General features: G+C 48.1%; 15 protein-coding genes. 10 read left to right on the top strand and 5 right to left on the bottom strand.

All coding sequences use genetic code 11. The features are described from left to right. Positions 1–16: 16 nt before the first annotated feature. From VM802_RS02470 to VM802_RS02460, 3 genes are read left to right on the top strand one after another with little or no spacing between them, the layout of a single operon-like run. Positions 17–952: a 3-hydroxyacyl-CoA dehydrogenase family protein gene (locus VM802_RS02470; protein ID WP_325527614.1), complete on the top strand. Its 936-nt coding sequence runs from the start codon at positions 17–19 to the stop codon at positions 950–952. Beyond that, on the top strand, positions 949–2,034 hold the full coding sequence (locus VM802_RS02465; RefSeq protein ID WP_325527612.1) for a dipeptidase: 1,086 nt from the start codon (positions 949–951) through the stop codon (positions 2,032–2,034). The genes VM802_RS02470 and VM802_RS02465 overlap by 4 nt, the downstream gene beginning before the upstream one ends. Before the next feature lie 18 nt (positions 2,035–2,052). After that, complete coding sequence (locus VM802_RS02460; protein WP_325527610.1) at positions 2,053–3,423, top strand: hypothetical protein; 1,371 nt, start codon at positions 2,053–2,055, stop codon at positions 3,421–3,423. A gap of 68 nt (positions 3,424–3,491) precedes the next feature. Here the strand turns inward: VM802_RS02460 and VM802_RS02455 are convergent, their stop codons facing one another. The 5 genes from VM802_RS02455 to VM802_RS02435 form a co-directional block, all read right to left on the bottom strand. Further along, complete coding sequence (locus VM802_RS02455; RefSeq protein WP_325527608.1) at positions 3,492–4,217, bottom strand: FkbM family methyltransferase; 726 nt, start codon at positions 4,215–4,217, stop codon at positions 3,492–3,494. 277 nt (positions 4,218–4,494) lie between these two features. Next, a complete protein-coding gene (locus VM802_RS02450; RefSeq protein WP_325527606.1) occupies positions 4,495–6,639 on the bottom strand; it encodes an Ig-like domain-containing protein in 2,145 nt (714 codons plus the stop codon). Between the two features lie 109 nt (positions 6,640–6,748). Then, positions 6,749–7,540, bottom strand: a complete 792-nt coding sequence (locus VM802_RS02445) for a class I SAM-dependent methyltransferase (RefSeq protein WP_325527604.1) — start codon at positions 7,538–7,540, stop codon at positions 6,749–6,751. Positions 7,541–7,794: 254 nt separating this feature from the next. Next, a complete protein-coding gene (locus VM802_RS02440; protein WP_325527602.1) occupies positions 7,795–8,550 on the bottom strand; it encodes a glucosamine-6-phosphate deaminase in 756 nt (251 codons plus the stop codon). A gap of 88 nt (positions 8,551–8,638) precedes the next feature. After that, a complete protein-coding gene (locus VM802_RS02435) occupies positions 8,639–10,060 on the bottom strand; it encodes a Gfo/Idh/MocA family protein (RefSeq protein ID WP_325527600.1) in 1,422 nt (473 codons plus the stop codon). Between the two features lie 409 nt (positions 10,061–10,469). Here VM802_RS02435 and VM802_RS02430 point away from each other — a divergent pair, with 409 nt between their 5' ends. From VM802_RS02430 to VM802_RS02400, 7 genes are all read left to right on the top strand, one after another. Then, complete coding sequence (locus tag VM802_RS02430; protein WP_325527598.1) at positions 10,470–11,498, top strand: Gfo/Idh/MocA family protein; 1,029 nt, start codon at positions 10,470–10,472, stop codon at positions 11,496–11,498. 12 nt (positions 11,499–11,510) lie between these two features. After that, positions 11,511–12,854: a Gfo/Idh/MocA family protein gene (locus tag VM802_RS02425; RefSeq protein ID WP_325527596.1), complete on the top strand. Its 1,344-nt coding sequence runs from the start codon at positions 11,511–11,513 to the stop codon at positions 12,852–12,854. A gap of 11 nt (positions 12,855–12,865) precedes the next feature. Next, a complete protein-coding gene (locus tag VM802_RS02420) occupies positions 12,866–14,191 on the top strand; it encodes a sugar MFS transporter (RefSeq protein ID WP_325527594.1) in 1,326 nt (441 codons plus the stop codon). Positions 14,192–14,241: 50 nt separating this feature from the next. Next, the gene (gene nagA, locus VM802_RS02415; RefSeq protein ID WP_325527592.1) at positions 14,242–15,435 is read left to right on the top strand and encodes an N-acetylglucosamine-6-phosphate deacetylase; all 1,194 of its coding nucleotides are present in this window, start codon (positions 14,242–14,244) and stop codon (positions 15,433–15,435) included. A 12-nt stretch (positions 15,436–15,447) separates the two neighbouring features. After that, on the top strand, positions 15,448–16,854 hold the full coding sequence (locus VM802_RS02410) for a putative oxidoreductase C-terminal domain-containing protein (protein WP_325527590.1): 1,407 nt from the start codon (positions 15,448–15,450) through the stop codon (positions 16,852–16,854). A 237-nt stretch (positions 16,855–17,091) separates the two neighbouring features. Beyond that, entirely contained in the window at positions 17,092–20,232 is a 3,141-nt protein-coding gene (locus VM802_RS02405; protein ID WP_325527587.1) for a SusC/RagA family TonB-linked outer membrane protein, read from the top strand. A 10-nt stretch (positions 20,233–20,242) separates the two neighbouring features. Beyond that, positions 20,243–21,061, top strand: an 819-nt coding sequence (locus VM802_RS02400; RefSeq protein WP_325527585.1) for a RagB/SusD family nutrient uptake outer membrane protein, incomplete at its 3' end; no start/stop codon positions are given.

Here is a 21,061-nt window from a genome sequence, read left to right as displayed (position 1 = left end):
CGTCTAAAATCTGAACATGGAACGTTTTGTCCACCATTACCATACAACTCCGGTTCTCGTGACAGGCAGTGATGCGCTTGCTTTCAGTATTTGCAGCTGCTTGTTGCAGGCCGGGCATAATGTGACACTCTTTACCAAAGACACAGGCAAGGCAGCGGCGGTTATACACGCTGCCACCAGCATTGCAGATGACCGGCTGGAACTGACCCGGACGCTCAGTTACTTACCCGATCATCGTTTGGCCATTGCTGTTAGCTCCGAAGATGTGGAGGAAAAACAGCACCTGATAAGACTGTTGGAATATAACATAACGGAAGATGCTGTGATTGCCATTAATACAGAAAGCATTCCATTGAGCACGCTGCAGCAGGGTGCCAGACAACCTGCACGTATTATCGGTGCTAACTGGTCGCTACCCGCGGACACCACTTTCTTCCTGGAACTGATCGTCAATCATCACAACAGCGACGGTATCGCATCGGGTATGTATGATCTGGCACGTGAGTACTGGAAAAAAGATCCTTACCTGATCTGTGGTGATACTGGTATCCGTGCGAGACTGCTGGCAGCACTGGCAAGGGAAGCATGTTATCTTGTGGAGAATGGCTACGCTACCGTAGAGGACATTGACAGGGCATGCCGCAACGATGCCGGCTATTACCTGCCTTTCGCCGGTAATTTCCGTTATATGGACCTTATGGGTGTATATGCCTATGGTATGGTGATGAAAGACCTGAACGGCGAGCTATCCAACCAGAAACGGCTGCCATCTTTTTTCAGACAGATATTGAAAGATGGAGGCCGGGGAATGAGCAATGGCAGCGGATTTTATAAGTATGAAGCAGGAGAGGCGGAAGCATGGCGCCAATTGTTTACGGACTTCAGCCGGCGTATACATTACCTCATGGAGAAGTACCCTTTCAGTATAGTAAGCGAAGCAGCCTTAAAATGATGAGCAGGAGATTTATGATAGACGCGCATCTCGATCTGGCGATGAATGCGATAGAATGGAACCGCGATCTTACACAACCACTTGCGGGTATCCGTCAGCGTGAGATGCACATGAAAGATAAACCGGACCGTGGCCGCGGAACTGTGTGCCTGCCCGAGTTGAGGAAGGGCAGGATCGGCCTGGTTGTGGCTACGCAGCTGGCGCGTGTGACACCATCCGGAAGCCCGCTTCCCGGATGGCATTCACCGCAGCAGGCATGGGCCATGACGCAGGCGCAGCTGGCCTGGTACCGCGAAATGGAAACGCTGGGAGAAATGGTGCAGATAACAGATACAGCTACACTGGATACTCATCTCGCATTGTGGAACAACAATGACATTCCCGATGAAGAGAAAGCCATCGGATATATTTTGAGCCTGGAAGGCGCAGACTCGCTGGTCAACATCTCTTATCTGCATAAGGCACATGCATATGGATTACGGGCATTGGGGCTTTCGCATTTCGGACCGGGAAGATATGCACCCGGTACAAAAATGGCTGGCCCACTCACGGCAGCCGGTAAGGAATTGCTCCGGGAAATGGGCCAACTGAACATCATTCTCGATGTTACACATCTCACAGATGAAGGCTTTGATCAGGCAATGGATCTGTATGAGGGTCCTGTATGGGCCAGTCACCACAACGTGCGCAAGCTGGTGCCCACGCAACGGCAGCTCACAGATGACCAGATCAGACGGCTTGCAGAAAGAGACGCTGTAATCGGCGGGATGCTCGACTGCTGGGCGCTTGACATCCGCTTCATTGACACTGTTTCTGATCCGTGGCAGCTTGATATAAAGTTGTCTCACCTCGCTGATCACTGGGACCATATTTGCCAGCTTACCGGGAGTAGTCGCCATATTGCCATCGGCAGTGACCTTGACGGTATTTTCGGTACTGAACAGGCTCCCTGGGATCTGCAATCTATCGCAGATCTGCAGCAGTTTGAATCCCTACTCTCCGGCAGAGGTTACAGCGAGGAAGATATTGATAATATCTTTCATCAAAACTGGCTACGTGTCATACGACGGGCATTCAGATAACTACATAAATCACCCTCTATGGATAACCTGTCTTTCCTCGCCGGTGCAGCTCAGACAGACATCACGCCTGCAACCGGTACACTCATCAATGGTGATTTCGTATGCCATATCGCACAGACGATACATGATCCACTTTATGCAAAGGCTATTGTAATGCAGCAGGGGACTACACTTGTAGTCATTGTAGTGGCAGACATCTGTGCTATGCCCAAAGACCTATTGGATGAAGTAAGGATGGCTGTTAGTGAAGCAACAGGCATTCCAACCGGTCATATTATGATCGCCAGCACGCATACACATTTCTCCGGCTCGGTAACCGATATTTTCCTCGGTACCACTGATACCAGCTATAGGAGCCGTTTGCCGGAGTTGATTGTGGCTGCGGCTGTTATGGCTAAGCGCAATTTACGTCCGGCCAGGATTGCTCTGGGAAAAGTACATGCCCCTGAGCATGTGGTATGCCGCCGTTACACTATGCGCGAAGAGTATATCGCTACCAATCCTGTCAACGGTGGTGCAGACGGCGTAAAGACCAACCCTCTTGGTGATGAGGATAAGATCATATCCCGGGCTGGCGCTACAGATCCTGAGCTGAGCTACCTGGCTATTAAAGGGACGGATAATAAATGGATCGCCCTTCTGGGGAATTATTCCATGCACTATGTTGGCGACAGTGAACCGGGAACGATTACGGCTGATTATTTTGGCGTATTCGCCAGCGCTATCCGGGGCCGGCTCAATGCAGGAAATGATTTTGTAGGGATACTCAGCAACGGCACCAGTGGAGATGCTAACATCTGGGATTTTATGGCACCGCAGCGGTATCCTTCCGGTAATTTTGTGAAGAGTGAGCTGATTGGCAATGACCTTGCCGCCAAAGTGGCCCTTTCGCTGAAATCGCTTACCTGGGATGCCGCACCACTGCTGGCAGCGGATTACCGGGAATTGCCCATGTTTGTACGCAAGCCTTCTTCTACAGAGTTGCACACCGCGAAGCAACTGGCGGCAACAACTGATTACAGTAATCTGCAGCCGGATGCCTGTGGCCTGCGACTGATTTATGCCCGTGAGCAGGTGTTATTATACGAATACCCTGATGAAATATTATTCCCTTTGCAGGTGATTCGTATAGGCGATGGTATTATAGGTGGGCTGGGAGGCGAGTTTTTTGCTGAAACCGGATTGTGGCTGAAGTACAATAATCCTACCGATCACTACTTTACTATCGGACTCGCAAACGGATACACCGGCTATGTGCCTCCGGCACATGAGATGGAACGCGGCGGCTATGAAACATGGAGATGTCGCACCAGCCATCTGGAGCGGGGTGCAGAGAAAATGGTCCGGGAGGAAATGATGGAGATGATGATGAAGATCTGTCCCCTGTAAAAGGACAATGGATATAAAATTAAAAGGTGGCTAATGCCACCTTTCAGGTAAAAATTTCCGGTGACTCCTTAGTTACGTGCATCAGCAACGAAGTAGTATTCATCATTGGAATTGAAGAGCGCCACCAATTGTTCCACCGTTAACGGCGACTGATTATTTAACCAATTGGTTAGCGTAAAAGTATTCAGTCCGCAATCAGCAAGAAATGCGTGTAGTTCCTCAGGGCGGGTGCCATAGAGCTCTGATGAGCCAAGACCATGTTCAAAAACGATTACCGGCTTATTTTTTTTCAATGTGTTTACAGCGCCGTGCAACAGGGGTAATTCGCCGCCTTCCACATCAATTTTTATCAAATCAACCTGGTAATCTTCCGGCAGCACATTATCGAGTAAATTGGTATTTACCTGGATGAGGGTGTCTTCTTCCCCCTCTCTGTCATACCGTCTCTTAATCAATCCACTATATGCAGGGTTGGTAATAACATAGTTAAAACTTGAAGTCCCTTCCTTATCGCTCAATGCAATGTCGTAGATTTTACAATTTCTTCTACTATCGAATCTTCTTAAAAGATGCTGATATAAATCCGGAATAGGCTCAAAAGCGTAATGCTGGCCATCCGGTGCATACTTTAACAGAATATCGAGGATATCTCCCCGGTTACATCCTGCATCTACGCAATTACTTTTGTTGTGACAGACCTGTTTTATAATCTGTTCTGTCTGAATGTCATACAATTCTCCTTTGCTAAGTGTTTTTTTCCGTTTAGTGAATAAGCGTTTCAGGAAGCTGGCCATAGAACATTAGGTTTCGTGTAACGAGTAAAATTGGTTTCATTAAAATGCTATTCCTTTTTTAAGTTGGCTTTTCGAAAAAAGAAATAGGATATCAAATGTAAACATATTATCGAACGCCACCATTATCCCTGATGAACTAGAACTAAAACCCCTTGTACTTATTACAAACCATTTTAGTGCACGATATTACAAAGCGGTATTAAACTTTCCAAGTGTGCTGCCTGAAGAAAAATGCCGGAACACGTTGTCTGGGTGTGCCGGCATCTTTCATCAATAATTATCGTTTCAAAACGATTCTTCCTGTATATACTTCTTTCGCATTTTTCCTGATCTCAATAAAGTAAATACCGTTGGTCAATTGTGGTGTCAGTATAAACTTGTTGCCTTGCAATATGCTCCGCTGTACTTCAGCACCATAGATGTTTCTGATGGTCAGCAGGTTGCCGGAGAGCTGTTTATCTGTGTATAGTCTTACTTCACCGGAACTGGGGTTGGGGAACAGCTCCAGTATATGTGTGGCTGGCGCTACCTGATTGTATGCCTGTTTAAAGCAAGCTTTAACGGTAACCTTCACACGGGTGCGCACCGGGTATTCGCATTCATATCCGGCTGCCGCATAATACGCCGTGGCCTGCTGCGGGCTTACTTTATAGTAATTGCCGGTATACAGCAGATTTCCTCCTGAAGGGGCATCATACCAACGTATGATGGAAAGTGTGAACACGGGCACAAATGCATGCAGCGTCACGCTGTCGCCCCTGCATATAGCCAGGCTGTCAGTATCCGCGGACGGATGCTGAGAGGAGCCGCCTGCATTAAAGAATTGGTGTACGGTATCGGACCTGCATCCTGTTGATGCATCTCTTGCCTGGATATAAATATCCACCAGTGCTGGTATCGGCGGAATATACCCTGCGGTGGAGATGGTATCTGTATTAGAAGTAGTGAAGGACGTATCGTGCAGCACACCGGTGAAAGAACTATACATAAGCCTTACACGATAGCTGATGCCAGGCAGGTAATTCAACACTTTTATTTTAGTGTCACCGCATACCATGCCCTGCGGTACGGTGAAGACGGGATCATCCAACTTATGCACATTTACCGTAGCCCTGGTACGCACAGGGTATTCGCATTGATAGGCCGCTGTTGCATAATAGCTGGTTGTTGCGGAAGGGCTTACGGTAAAGTATTTGCCTGTATACAGCAGGGTACCTCCGATTGGAGCATTGTACCAGCGGATATTGGCAATTTCATCGGTGGGGTCGTCGTGAACAAATGCATATAATGTAGTGCTATCCCCTTTGCATATGGTTATGTTGTTATTCCCGACAGCTGTATAGGTGGCATGGCCTCCATAGACCAGTGTCTGTTGTACAATATCTGATTTGCAGCCTGTGAGCATATTTACGGCCTGTATACGAATACTGACATTAGCATTGTAGAAATAGTTGATATCGGGCACTATAACCGTATTGGCGCCAGTTACATTGTATGACGTATCGAGAAGCTGCCCGAACAGCCCTGAGTATACCGAGCGTACTTTGTAATAAATGCCGGGCGTATAATTGGAAACAGCAATACTGGTGTTACCGCATGAAATGCCATTAGGCACTGTATAAACCGGATTGGCCGGTTTGGGATTCACGATGACCTTAGTGCTTTTACGAAGGCTGGTACATCCGTTCAGTGTCGCGTCTGTGTAGTAGTAGGTAGTGACAGCCGGACTCACTTTATAATTGGCACCCGTGTAGAGTAGCGTGCCGCCTGTTGGTGCGTTATACCAGCGTACTGTTGCACCTGCTGCCGCTGCTGCGGTGACAGTTACAGTATCGCCTGCACAGATCATTACACTGTCTGCGACCACGGGCAGCGGCAATGCGGGTTTGCGGTACGCATAATAAAGATGGAATGCATTGAGCAAGCCTACGAGACTGCTGGATAAAGTGATCTTCACCCGGTCGAAAGTCGCAGAAGGCTTTAACGCAATTTCGCCGCGGCTGTTTCCCCAGAGCCGGAGGTTGCTGCTGTCAATTGCGTGTGCATCATTGTTGGGCGTAGCACCGTTGAAGGTTTGTACTGTAAGGCCACCCACAAGATTTATAGAGAGGATGGAATTGCCACTACCAATACCAATCACGAGCGAATCGCAGCCGGCGGTACTACCTGAGGGAAATATGAGCGTCTGATAAACGGTAACACCGAGTAATCCAACGCTGATGTTGAAGGTGGAGTAATCGTTCAGGCTTGCATTATTCACTGCATTGTCTGCACCGGTAACACCGCAGAGCAGGCATAGGCCAGTGACGCCGCTGGTCTGGCTGTTGGCGTATACCTGTGCAGTGGTATATTGAAATAACGCGCATAGAAAAAGGAGAATCATCCAGGTGATTCTGCGAAGAGTGTAGAATTGAGGGATCATAACAACAGGGTTTGGTTAAGAATAAGGGTCAATGGTCACCTTCGGGCAACAGTTTTTATTCAATGATAAAAATAGGCCGAATGTATATAATCCGGGGCGCAGTGAACTATTAATACCTGCTGTTAACTGCCGTTACGAAATAGTCCAGGCAGTTTTCATTCAACGTTTGGATAAAAAAATCATCATCTGCGATATTGCCGCTGATATCTGTTATTGACCGGTGTATTATTACCCTGTTCAGATTATTCATCAACGTATATGGGATGCGCAGTAAGCATGCCGGCAATTTGTATTGGAGATTGAAAATGTCAAAACGTGTAATAACGGTAACACTTTTCTTATTTTCCTCGTAGTAGGACATCACCGTTTCATTGCCATAGACACCTTCTACATCGTATTGTTCAAAATGCAGCGCCATCAATGCCGTTATTTCCTGTGGGAGGTATTCCCTTACATGGAAAGGATTGCGGGTGAGTGAGGATCTGCGGTTAGGCGTTGTCATAAACAAAGTGCCGCCAGGCTTCAGTACTCTTTTAATTTCCTTCAGTAATGCGTGATCGTCTTTTATATGTTCTATCACCTGAAAACAAATAACGGTATCAAATGAATGCTCTCTGATAAATGGAAGTGCCGGCAGCTGACACTGCTTATAAAGAGCGTTTGGAGGTATTGACAGATGCTCACCGGCAGGTAGTGTTTTATCCACAGCGATATACTGGCGCGTATAAGGTGCGAGTAATTTGATCCCATAACCATTACCACATCCAAGTTCAAGTACTTTTTTGTTCTCCAGGTGCCACATTGGGACAGCTTTATAGGCGAATACGTGTCGTTGAAATACATAATTGTTCACAGATGAGGAATTATGCGTGCGCTCTGCAGTTTTGAAGAATGCTATCATAACTTGTTTTGTTGAGTACAGAATATAGCATCAGCAGCTGTTGTTGTATGGAAACGACAGTAACGGTATGCTCATGCAATTATATTATTACAACACGCGGCTAAGGGAATACCCTTATGGCAGTGAGAAAATTATGTGCGGAGATGCAGAACAATATGTGGCGGGAGGCCGGAACGCCTATAAATAAGTTCAGCCTCCTATACCGGCGTTTTATCCGGTACAGAAGGCTGATGTTTACTTCTAAAATCCAACGTCTAATTTTTCACAAGTACTTCTCTGTTGAGTTCCTGTGCCGCCTGTTCATCCATGTAGAAACCGCAGCTGGGATGTTTTTGCAGGATGCTGGCGGGGTACAGGTTACTTACCGGCTGCTCCAATGAATTCTTGACGGCAGTGGCTTTGCGACTGTCGGCTACGGAGCAGATGATATGCGCTGATTTCATAATCTGGTGAACAGACATGCTGATCGCCTGACGGGGCACATCATCTATGGATTTGAACCATCCTTCGCGGTACTGTTGCATGCGGCAGGCTTCTTCCAGGTCAACAATGATATAAGGCTGGGTAGTAGTAAAATCTGCCGGAGGGTCATTAAATGCGAGATGCGCATTTTCTCCGATACCCACTAAAGCTACGTCCACAGGGTTTTCTGTGATGATCTTGTTCAATCGGTTGCATTCCTGGACAGGGTCAGCTTCGCCGTTGATCAGATAGACGGCCTTCAGTGGCGGCACTTTTGCAAGGAAGCGATCTTTCAGATATTTCCTGAAGCTGGCAGGCGATGATTCGGGTAACCCGATGTATTCATCGAGATGAAACATCACCACTTTGCTCCAATCTAAATCCTCATCAGAAACCAGCTGCTTCAATGTTTCGAACTGGCTGGTTCCCGTAGCGAGGATAATGTTCGCGCTTCCCTTTGTTGCAATAACCTGCTTGATGAGCGCTGCTGCGGCACGGCCGGCGGCTTTACCTAATTCATAAGGATCGGTTGTTATAAAAATTTTCATCTTCATAATAATTGACAAATGGAGTATACAAAATCAGGCATCTTTATGTTGAAGTGACAATATCGTTGGCTGCAAGTGGTGCATTACATTACATCATAATCTTCGTGGTGCCACCATTTTCAAGCGACAGGTTTACCGGCTTGTTCATTTTCCACGCGCCATTGGTGAAGTCAGGAATGTCGACCGAATTGGAACGGTTCAATACGGACTTTTCACTCAGCGGGAAGATTGAACTCCATAATGCAGCGTCGTATACGTCCTGGTCCAGCGGCAATCCGTTTCGCAGACAATCTATCGTGCGCCAGTCCATGATGAAGTCCATACCACCATGGCCGCCTACCTGCTTTGCCATTTCGCCCACGCGATTTACTATTTCAGGCGTATATTTTTCTGTGAGTGTATTCATTTCTTCAGGAGAAGCCCATTGATCACCGCCCAATGCAATGCGTCCAGGCAGTGGATATTTTTGTGCAACGCCTTTTGTGCCGCTTACCAGGTGTATCCTGGAATAGGGCCGGGGAGAGGTCACATCGTGCTGCAGCATAATGGTTCTGCCCTTGATGGTACGGATGATGGTGGTGTTCATATTACCATTGTACGGCTTGCCCACAAATGGTTTGTAGAAGTCATCCGTGGCAGCGAGTTTCCTGGCAGTATTACCCATCAAGAAATCATTTCCTGACATCGATACGAGGTAATCCATTTTATCACCCCGGTTAATATCAAGCACCTGGCACACAGGGCCGAGGCCGTGCGTGGGATACAGGTTGCCTTTCCTGCGGAAGTTTTCTTTCAGCCGCCACAGATCATAGTTTTTTGTTTTAGAGAAGTTACCTTCCAGCAGGTCGTGAATATAGGCGCCTTCGCAGTGTACGATTTCTCCGAAAAGTCCTTGCCTGGCCATGTTGAGTGTCAGCAGTTCAAAAAAGTCATAGCAGCAGTTCTCGAGCATCATGCAGTGTTTGCGTGTGCGTTCAGAGGTACTTACCAGTTGCCAGCATTCATCGATAGTAGTGGCGGCGGGTACTTCCGTACAGGCGTGCTTGTTATGATTCATAGCGAAGACAGCCATCGGTGTGTGCAGGTCCCAGGGTGTAGCAATATAGATCAGGTCAATATCATCACGTTCGCACATTTTCTTCCAAGCGTTTGCAGTGCCTGAATACAGCGTGGGCGTATGCCTGGTGCCTTCGAGCAATTTCTTTGCGGCTTCGGTTCTTTCCGGGCGTATGTCACATAGTCCTTTGATGTCTACGCCATCAATGTATTTCATGCGCTTTACAGCGGCGGGGCCACGGTTGCCAAGGCCAATAAATCCAACGCGTACTGTTTCCAGCTTCGGTGCCGAATAACCGCTCATGTTGAATACCTGCCTGTATGATGAATCGTTGTGAAGGGCCGGGGTGTCTTTCTGTGTCGTGGGAAAGCCTTTCAGGAGGCTGGTTCCAAGCAATCCGGCTCCTGTGAGGCCGGTTAATTTCAGAAAATTCCGCCGGTTGTTTTTTTCCATTATCTACTTTAATTTTTATAGAACAGGGTATGTAGTTACAGCATCCTGAAAAAGAAGAAACGTTTTACATACATGTGTTGTGCCGACTCAAATTTATCTATTTGTGTGAGTATACCTAAATAAACTACCGGGAACGTTACCGAAATCGTTTCCGGGAACGTTCCCGGTCATTTTTTCACAGAATAAAGATCAGATGGAAAAAATTTGTATACTTTAGTTTCATGTCTCACGAATATCTCTCGCAAAGGCGCAAAGTAAGCAAAGAACGTAAAGGATATTTTTAAGTTAAGTAAGACTGCTTAGCAGTGCCCTGCAATATTTTCGGGCAATCAAAGAGTTCTTTGTTAACTTAAAAATATCCTTTGCGTTCTTTGCTTACTTTGCGCCTTTGCGAGAAAAAACTATCTATATGCTATCCCGTAGAGAATTTTTATCAACCACCACTGCAGCCGGAATAGGAATAGGGTTCGCCGGCATCATGCCTTCCCTGTTATACGGTAGAACTCCTATGACTGGCCGTCGCGCAGGGATCATCGGACTGGATACTTCCCATAGTATGGAGATCATCAAAGCATTGAACGGTACAGACAAAACACCTGAGTTCGAAGGCTATTCAATTGTTGCTGCCTATCCACAGGGTAGTAAAGATATTAAGAGCAGCGCAGAAAGGATTCCTGCTTATACTGCTGAAGCACAGAAAAGCGGTGTGGAAATAACCGATTCCATTGCTGCTTTATTATCAAAGGTAGATGTGGTATTTTTAGAGACGAATGATGGCAGGCCAAGGCTGGAGCAGGCAATGGAAGTGCTGAAGGCCGGAAAGCCTTTGTTTGTTGATAAGCCGGTGGCGGCATCCCTGAAGGATGTAGCTGCCATATATGATACCGCAAAAAAATATAAAGTACCCGTTTTCTCGTCTTCTTCGCTCAGATATATTTCGGATGCACAGGAGATTGCTGCGGGAAAGATGATTGGTAAAGTGCTGGGTGCTGATACGTATAGTCCTGCTACATTGGAAAAAACGCATCCGGATTTGTTCTGGTATGGTATACATGGAGTGGAAATGTTGTTTGCTGTGATGGGCACGGGATGTAAAGAAGTAAGCAGGGTACATACCGACGGGACTGATGTTGTAGTGGGCACCTGGAAAGATGGACGTATTGGTATTTTCAGGGGAACGCGCACTGGTAAGCATACTTATGGCGGAATGGTATTCGGTGAAGAAGGCGTGCGTACCCTGGGACCTTTCAAAGGAACATTGCCCCTGTTGTCGGAGATCATTAAATTTTTCAAAACGGGTGTTGCGCCTGTGCCCCCCGAAGAAACACTTGAAATCTACAGCTTCATGGCTGCTGCCGATGACAGCAAAGCGCGGAAAGGGATGCCGGTGAGCCTGGCAGAAGTGGCAGAACAGGCGGGAATATCTTTTATTCAATAAAATTCTAGATACATGACTAACAACTCGAGGAGAGGCTTTATTAAAACAGCCATGAAAGGCGCGGCAGTAGCTTCCGTTGGCGGCATACTACCATCATTCAGCGCCAGAAGTTATGCTGCTATTATCGGCGCCAACGAACGTGTCAGGGTTGCAATGATGGGCGTGAACAGCCGTGGATTGGCGCTTGCCAATAGTTTTGCCGGATTGCCGGATTGCGAGGTGATGTTTGTTTGCGATGTTGACAGCCGCGCTGCTGCGAAATGTATTGATAGTGTTACACAGCGGCAACACCGCAAACCGGAGGCCCGTCCTGATTTTCGTAAGGCCCTGGAAGATAAGCATCTCGATGCGCTTGTGGTGGCTGCGCCTGATCACTGGCACGCCCCTGCAGCCATACTCGCTTCTTCCGCAGGTAAACATGTATACCTCGAAAAGCCTGCCAGTCACAATCCGCAGGAAGGAGAGTGGCTGGTAGCTGCCTCCGCCAAGTATAAAAACGTGATTCAGATGGGTAACCAGCGCCGCTCCTGGCCAAACGTAGCGGCCGCTATTAACGAGCTGAGAGCAGGGGCTATAGGTCGTCCTTATTTTGCAAAAGGGTGGTACACCAACAACAGGCCATCGATTGGTAAAGGAAAAGAAGTACCCGTGCCTGCGTGGCTCGATTATGAACTGTGGCAGGGCCCCGCACCGCGTCGCGCTTTCCAGGATAATCTCGTGCATTACAACTGGCATTGGTTCTGGCACTGGGGCACCGGCGAAGCGCTCAATAACGGAACACATATGATGGACCTGGCGCGTTGGGGCCTTGATGTGGATTATCCCACCAGCGTGAGTTCTATCGGCGGCCGTTACCGCTACCAGGACGACTGGCAGACTCCCGATACACAGGTGATCACACTTGACTTCAATAACAACACCAGTATCGTATGGGAAGGCAGAAGCTGCAACGGTCGCACTGTGGAAGGAACCAGTGTTGGTGTTATGTTCTACGGCGATAATGGTTCTCTCGTCATCGATGGTAACAGTTACCGCGTATACGATTTACAAAACAAGCTGACGAAAGAAGTGAAGAACGAAACTGTGATTGATGCCCGTAACCTCAACAATCCATCGGAGGCCCTGGACCACATCCATATCCAGAACTTCCTGGATGGTATCCGCAAGGGCGCCATACTGCGCGCTGATATTACCAGCGGCCATAAGAGCACGTTGCTCTGTCAACTCGGCAATATTGCATTGCGCTCCGGGGATACGCTGCACGTAGATCCGGCTAAAGGTCATATCTTAAATAACAACAACGCACAGCAATACTGGGCGCGCGAATACCAGCCGGGATGGAAACCGGTAGTATAACTGATCCACGTATGAAAAAAAACATCACAGCTGTAGCAGCCGGCACATTAAGCAGGCGGGATACTATGATTTCGATCCTGATTATAGGGCTGCTGTTCTTCATATTTGGGTTTGTGTCGTGGATCAATTCCATACTCATCCCTTATTTTAAAATTGCCTGTGAGCTGAGCAATTTTGAATCTTACCTGGTGGCCTTCGCATTTTACATTTCCTACTTTGTAATGTCGGTACCTGCGTCCTATCTTTTGAAGGCAAGGGGTTTTAAGCGAGGGATGATGGTAGGTTTCTGGGCGATGGCCGCCGGTGCGTTTATTTTTGTACCGGCCGCGCTCTCACGTACATACGGAATTTTCCTGGTTGGTCTGTTTGCTATCGGTGCGGGACTGGCTATTCTGCAAACGGCTGCTAATCCGTATATCACCGTATTAGGCCCGAAGGATCGCGCGGCGCAGCGCATCAGTATCATGGGTATCTGTAACAAGGCTGCAGGAATACTGGCGCCGCTGCTGTTTGCTGCCGTGATACTGAAGGCCACAGACAGTGAGTTATTCAAACAGTTGCCGTTGATGACTGAGGCACAACGAGATGCTGCATTGGATGAGCTGATCAGGAGGGTAGTGGCGCCCTACGCCTGTGTGGGCGCGGCGCTATTCTGCCTCGGCTGGATGATGTTGCATTCGCCGTTACCAGAGATAGATACTGAGCAGGAAAGTGAGGCTGTAGCAGCGGCCAACTCCGATAAAACAAGTATTTTCCAGTTTCCGCACCTCGTATTGGGGGCAGTAGCCATCTTCCTGCATGTAGGCACTCAAGTGATTGCTATTGACACCATTATTGGTTATGCGGGCTCTATGCAGATACAATTGCTGGAAGCGAAAGTGTTTCCTTCCTATACATTGTTTGCCACTATCTGCGGATATATCATGGGCATTATTGTGATACCGCGGCTAGTGAGCCAGGTCAACATGTTGCGTCTTTGCACATTACTCGGGACGGTCTTTACCTTGCTGATCGTGTCTACACGCGGACAGGTGAAGCTGCTGGGACATACCACTGATATTTCCATCTGGTTTGTGGTGTTACTGGGGTTTGCCAATTCGCTGGTGTGGGCAGGTATTTGGCCGCTGGCGCTGGACGGGCTGGGGAGGTTCACCAAACTAGGCGCTTCCGTAATGATTATGGGATTATGCGGTAATGCCATTCTGCCGTTGCTGTATGGTTACTTTGCAGACCGCTACAACCTGCGTGAGGCTTACTGGGTGCTGCTGCCTTGTTATTTGTATCTCGTGTTTTATGCCGTGTACGGTCATCGAATCAGGAGATGGGGATGGAGGTAATTTTCCCGGGGTGATGATGGAGGGAAGAAATGTTAAATTCACAGGCTGTAATGAAAACACTGAAGATATTCAATGGACATGTGATTACGCCACATCGTATTATCCGTAACGCTACAGTGCTGATAAGAGATGGCGTGATTACGGAGGTAACTGCCGGCGATCTTGACGCGCCGGATGCCGAGACGCTGGATGCCGGCGGACATTATATTGCGCCGGGTTTTATTGATCTGCATGTGCACGGCGGTGGAGGCCATGATTTCATGGATGGTAACGTTGCGTCATTTCTGCGCATCGCGGAACTACATGCCCGTTATGGTACAACAGCCATGTATCCTACGACGCTTACCAGCGAACCGGAATATCTCTTCAAAACACTGGATTATTATGAAGCGGCTGTGAAGCAGAACAGTAAAGGTGCGCAATTGCTGGGTATGCATCTCGAAGGGCCTTACTTTGCTATGAGCCAACGTGGTGCACAGGACCCGCGTTACATCCGGGACCCAGACCCTGAAGAGTATGAGGCTGTATTGGCGTATTCATCAGCGATAAGCCGGTGGAGTGCAGCCCCGGAGCTGAAAGGCGCTATTGCCTTTGGCCGTTATCTCCGCTCAAGAGGGGTGCTGGCTGCTGTAGCACACACAGACGCCATCTATGAAGAAGTCCTGGAGGCTTACGAAAACGGCTATACGTTGGCTACGCATTTTTATTCAGCCATGTCTGGCGTAACACGCCGCAATGCCTTCCGCTATGCGGGGGTGATAGAGAGCGGATACCTGATAGATGAGATGGATGTGGAGATTATTGCGGACGGGATACACCTCCCCCCGCCCTTACTGAAGCTGGTATACAAGATTAAAGGCCCTGACCGCACAGCCCTCATTACCGATGCGATGCGAGCTGCCGGTATGCCGCCCGGAGAAAGTATCCTGGGTAACATTCATCATGGCACCCGTGTCATCGTGGAAGATGGCGTAGCCAAGCTACCCGACCGCAGCTCGTTTGCGGGAAGCGTAGCTACTGCCGACCGCCTGGTGCGAACTATGATACAGCAGGCGGACGTGCCACTGGCCGAAGCCGTCAGGATGATAACGGCTACGCCCGCACGAATTATGGGTATCGCTGACAAAAAGGGGGTGCTGGTAGCAGGCAAAGATGCAGACATCGTCATCTTCGACGAAAACATCCACATACAACAAACAATTATAGGAGGAACTATTGTCCACGACATCCGTTCGTCATTATAAAAACATCCGCAAATGATGCAGCGATTTAAAAATAAATACAGATCTTGTGCGCACCACACTGCGTTGATGTTTGCTGCAGCTATATTTACAGCAGCGGACGCAGGCGCGCAAAACAGCGAGAAATCCATGAATTATCCTGTCAGGTTTATCACGCTTGATCCCGGTCACTTTCACGCCGCATTGATACAGAAAGATATGTACGAACAGGTAAGCCCTGTGGTGCATGTGTACGCGCCTGAAGGCGCCGGGCTTGCTGCATACCTGAAATTGGTAACACAATATAATAACCGGCCTTCAGCACCTACACACTGGGATGAGAAAGTATACAGCGGCGCCGGCTACCTCGATAGAATGCTGGAAGAAAAGCCGGGTAATGTAGTCGTCATTGCAGGTAACAATCGCCGTAAGACAGAATATATCTCAGAAGCCGTAAAAGCCGGTCTGAATGTGCTGGCAGATAAACCCATGGCCATTGATGCCCGTGGGTTTGAGCTGTTGCAAAGCGCTTTTGAAACAGCCCGTAAAAATAAAGTACTCCTCTACGATATTATGACGGAGCGTTATGAAATCACCAACATCCTGCAACGTGCATTGGCTCAGGACCCGACTGTATTCGGGCATTTAGAAAAGGGCAGTGTCGGGAATCCCGCTGTAGTAAAGGAAAGCGTGCATCACTTTTATAAAAACGTATCAGGCTCACCGCTGGTACGCCCAGCCTGGTACTATGATGTAACGCAGGAGGGCGAAGGCATTGTGGACGTAACGACTCACCTCGTGGACCTGGTGCAATGGTGTTGCTTCCCGGATGTTGCGCTCGATTACCGCAAGGATATTCGTATGCTTACCGCACGCCGCTGGCCCACGCATATAACACTGCAACAATTCCAGCGGTCTACCGGTGAAGCGACCTTTCCGCCTTTTCTGCTGAAAGATATAAAAGACAGTATCCTGGATGTGTATGCCAATGGGGAGATGAATTACACTATCCAAGGCGTGCATGCAAAGGTAGCCGTTACCTGGAACTATCAGGCGCCTGAGGGCACGGGCGATACGCACTATTCCATTATCCGTGGAAGCCTTGCAAATCTTGTGATCCGGCAGGGTAAAGAACAACAGTATAAACCAGTATTGTATGTAGAACCCATAGTGAATGTTACGTCAAAATATGAAACCGCATTGCAGCTGGCTACAGACAGGCTGCAACAAATCTGCCCGGGCCTGTCGTTGAAGAAAACCACCGCGGGGTGGCAAATGGTGATCCCTCCCAATCTGGGTCATGAAGAGCACTTCGCACAGGTGACAAAAAAATTTCTGCAGTATCTCCTCCAGGGTAATATGCCTGTATGGGAAATTCCCAACATGCTGGCAAAGTATTATACCACTACACAGGCCATAGCATTGGCTTACAAAGCGCATTAGTTGTCTTCCCCAAAAATCTTCGGTAACGCTTGCATAGATTTTTCTTCCCGTTCCGCTTATTTACAGGAAATTAGGTAATTGTAATTCTTAACAGAAAGTTAATGGTACCTGATAGTGTCTGGTCTGCTCTATAGCCTGATGAAATAATAAATAGCTGCAAGGAATTTGTAATCAACCAAAATAGGATAGTAACTGTCATAACTATCTCCTGTATCACTATTGCTAAAACTTCACGGTATGAAGAAAATGCTACTGTTGTTCTTTGTATTGCTGCCTGAGCTGTGTGTATGTATGAGTACGGAATCTCCACCGTTCACTGTTACGGGAAAAGTAACAGACGCCAATGGCGCGCCATTGCCTGCGGTAAGCATCACGGTGAAAGGCACTACCACAGGCACTACCACTGATTTAAAAGGACAGTTCCATATCAATGTTCCCGGTGGCGATGCAGTACTCGTGTTCTCGTGTATCGGCTTTGCAAAACAGGAAATGAATCCCGGCAGCAACAGGGAGCTTAACATCAGGATGTTGCCACAGAACAGCTCGCTGGAGCAGGTGGTTGTGATCGGTTATGGTGAAGTAAAAAAGAAGGATTTATCTGGCTCTGTAGGTCTCGTGAATGTAGATAATATGAACAAGGCGCCGGTAGTATCTTTTGACCAGGCGCTGGCCGGCCGCGTGGCTGGCGTGCAAGTGTCTTCCACAGATGGTCAACCCGGCGCAATGATGAACATCACTATCCGCGGCGCCAATTCCCTTACCAAAGAAAATGCTCCGCTCTACGTAGTTGACGGCTTCCCGATAGAGAACAATGATAACAATGCCATCAACCCGGCAGACATCGCTACAATCGATATTCTCAAAGATGCATCTGCCACCGCCATCTATGGTGCGCGTGGAGCAAATGGTGTGATCATTATCACTACAAAAAGAGGGAAGGCTGGACCTCCATTGGTGACCTATAATGGCTATTATGGGTTTCAGCAGGAGGTGAAGAAATTGAAGGTGCTCAGTCCTTATGAATTTGTGAAGGTGCAGATGGAGATCGACAGCGCCCGCGCTGATTCTGTGTATTTCAAAGGACAACATAAATCGCTGGAAGATTACCGTAATGTGGAGGGTATTGACTGGTATGATAAAGTGTCGCGCGTTGCGCCGATGCAGAACCACAATATTTCGTTATCCGGTGGTAACGGTAAAAGCAGGTATGCCCTATCTGCCTCCTACACCGGGCAAGACGGCATTTTTGTGAACACTGGCTTCCGGCGTTACCAGGCACGCATCACACTCGATCAGGGCATTACGGATAAAGTGAGATTTGGTCTTACTGCCAACTATGCGGATACAAAGGAGTTCGGTACGCTCGCTACTGCCAATGGCGGCATTACCACTGCATCATTAATGTACAGTATCTGGGCATATCGCCCGATTCTCAACACCTCCAGCGCCTCAACAATAGATTATGAAGATGAACTGTTTGATCCGGAAGTAAGCGCATTGGCGGATTACCGTACCAACCCATTGCTGCAGCTGAAGAATGAATTGCGTGAAAGACTCTCTGGCAACCTGATAGCCAATGCTTACCTCGAATATACGATCATCAATGGCCTGAAGCTACGGGTGACAGGTGGCGTGAGCCGTGTGTCGATACAATCAAATGCTTTCAATAACTCGCTTACAAGAAGCGGCAGTCCTGACAATCCCCGTTCGCAGGGTATCAACGGCTCGCAGGACATCACCACCGTGTTGAATTTTACCAATGAGAATACACTCACTTACGACAGGACTTTCAACAGAGAGCATAATCTTAATATCGTAGGCGGCTATACGCAGCAGACGGGAAAAACCAATCTCTTTGGCGCTTCTGCCATACAGATCAACAATGAGTCGTTAGGGCTGAGTGGTATGGATGAGGGCACGCCACAAGCTATTAAGGCGGCCAGTGCCAATTGGGGATTGCTCTCTTTTCTCGCCAGGGTGAACTATAGCTATCGTTCCAAATACCTGCTTACAGCCTCTATCCGCGCAGACGGCTCCTCCAAATTCCCGAAAGGCAGCCGGTGGAGCTATTTCCCTTCAGCGGCTGTTGCCTACCGTATCAGTGAGGAGAATTTCATGAAGCATCAGAAATTTATTACAGATGCAAAGGTGCGTTTCAGTTATGGTGTTACCGGTAATAACAGGGTTGGTGAGTTTGATTACATTTCCACACTCAGCACAGGTTACACCACCGGCTATTCATTCGGGAATGCTGCCCCTTCAAGGGGAATGGTATCCGGTATACTTGGTAATCCGGATATGAGATGGGAAGGGACCCAACAGTTCAATGCGGGTGTGGATATTACTTTTTGGAAAGACAGGATTTCCTTTACAGGGGATTACTATTATAAGCGTACCAACGACTTATTGCTTACCGCAGATATACCCGCTGTGACTGGTTATACCAGCACTGTGAAAAATATTGGCTCGGTATCCAACAGTGGGATTGAACTGTCGTTGGGCATTACCAATATCCACACGCGCAATTTCTCCTGGAATGCGGATTTCAATATTGCTTTCAACCGCAATAAGGTATTGGCACTCACACAGAACCAGGAAGCCCTCACCAAGACAACTTCTGCCATTTACAACAGTAACCCGGTGTACATCGCGAAGATAGGCAAGCCTATTGCACAATTCTATGGAATTATCTATGAAGGCGTTTACCAGTACAGCGATTTCAATCAGCAGGCAGACGGCACCTATGTGCTGAAGGACGGTATTCCCTCCAATGGCGGCAACCGTGCTTCCATCAGGCCGGGAGATGCCAGGTATCGCGATATTAATTATGATGGTGTCATTAATCTGAGCGACTATACGGTCATCGGTGATCCCAACCCGGATTTCACCGGTGGTTTCAATAACAATTTCACGTATAAGAATTTTGACCTCAACGTATTTTTCCAGTTCTCTTATGGCAATGATGTGCTGAATGCTAACCGCGTGGTTTTTGAGAATGTTACGCCGGCTTCCGGCGCCAATGTAAACAAGTACCTGAGTTACATGAACCGCTGGACACCGGAGCATCCCAACAACGATATTCCGCGCATCAATGGCCAGGGCGCGGATTTTTATACATCACGAATTGTGGAGGATGGTTCTTATCTCCGGCTGAAAACGATATCACTGGGCTACAACATTCCCGCGCGGTTGCTGAAGGGGATTAAGATGAAATCTATTCGTGTCTATGCTTCTGCACAAAACCTCTATACCTGGACAAGATACTCCGGCATAGACCCGGAAGTCTCTACCCGCCATTCCACGCTGACACCGGGTTTCGACTACTCGCCATATCCGCGCGCCAGAACTGTCATCTTCGGTGTCAATGCTTCATTCTAAAACTTGTCGTATGAAAAAATCAGTCTGTCTGCTGTCACTCGTCATACTCGGAGGTCTTTCCTCCTGCATGAAAATACTGGATACTAAACCTACAGACGTACAATCGGTCACTGATTATTACAAAACAGAAAAAGAACTGGATAATGCGCTCACTGGCATTTACGATGCGCTTGGCAAAGAGCAGCCGGGTTACCTCATCACTTTGTTCAGCACCGTGGATGAGATGTTCACGAGCAATGTCACGGGGTTGACCATATTCGATTACGATCCGGGCCTGCTCACAGTTTATACTGTATGGCAGCGTTTTTATCAGGGCATCGAGCGTGCCAATATGCTACTGGCGAACATCGATAAGCCACAGATAGATGAAGACAGACGCAAAGTGATCAAGGGAGAAGCCAAATTCCTGCGGGCATATCTGTATTTCATGCTCGTGCAGAACTTTGGAGACGTGCCACTGAAACTGAAACCCACGGCTTCTGTGGATGATATCTATTATGAGCGTACACCGGCGGACGAGGTATATACTTTTATTGTGAAAGAAATGATGGAAGCGGAATCCCTGGTGAAGCCAATCACTGCGTATAGTTATGGTGGCCGTGTTACACAGTCGGCAGTGAGGGGGATGCTGGCACGTGTAAATCTCTATTGGGCAGGTTTTCCCACAAACAAGCCTGACAAGTACAAAGATGCGCTGGCCTGGGCGAAGAAGGTGATCGACTCCGGCTATCATCATTTGAATCCGGACTATGCGCAGGTTTTCATCAACCTGATCCAGAATAAGTACGAAACGAAAGAAAGCATATGGGAACTGGAATTTTATACTACC

Source organism: Chitinophaga sp. (genome assembly GCF_035538455.1).
GTDB lineage: Bacteria > Bacteroidota > Bacteroidia > Chitinophagales > Chitinophagaceae > Chitinophaga.
The sequence above is the reverse complement of the archived record's forward strand: the minus strand, read 5'-3'. Positions and strand labels throughout refer to the sequence as shown.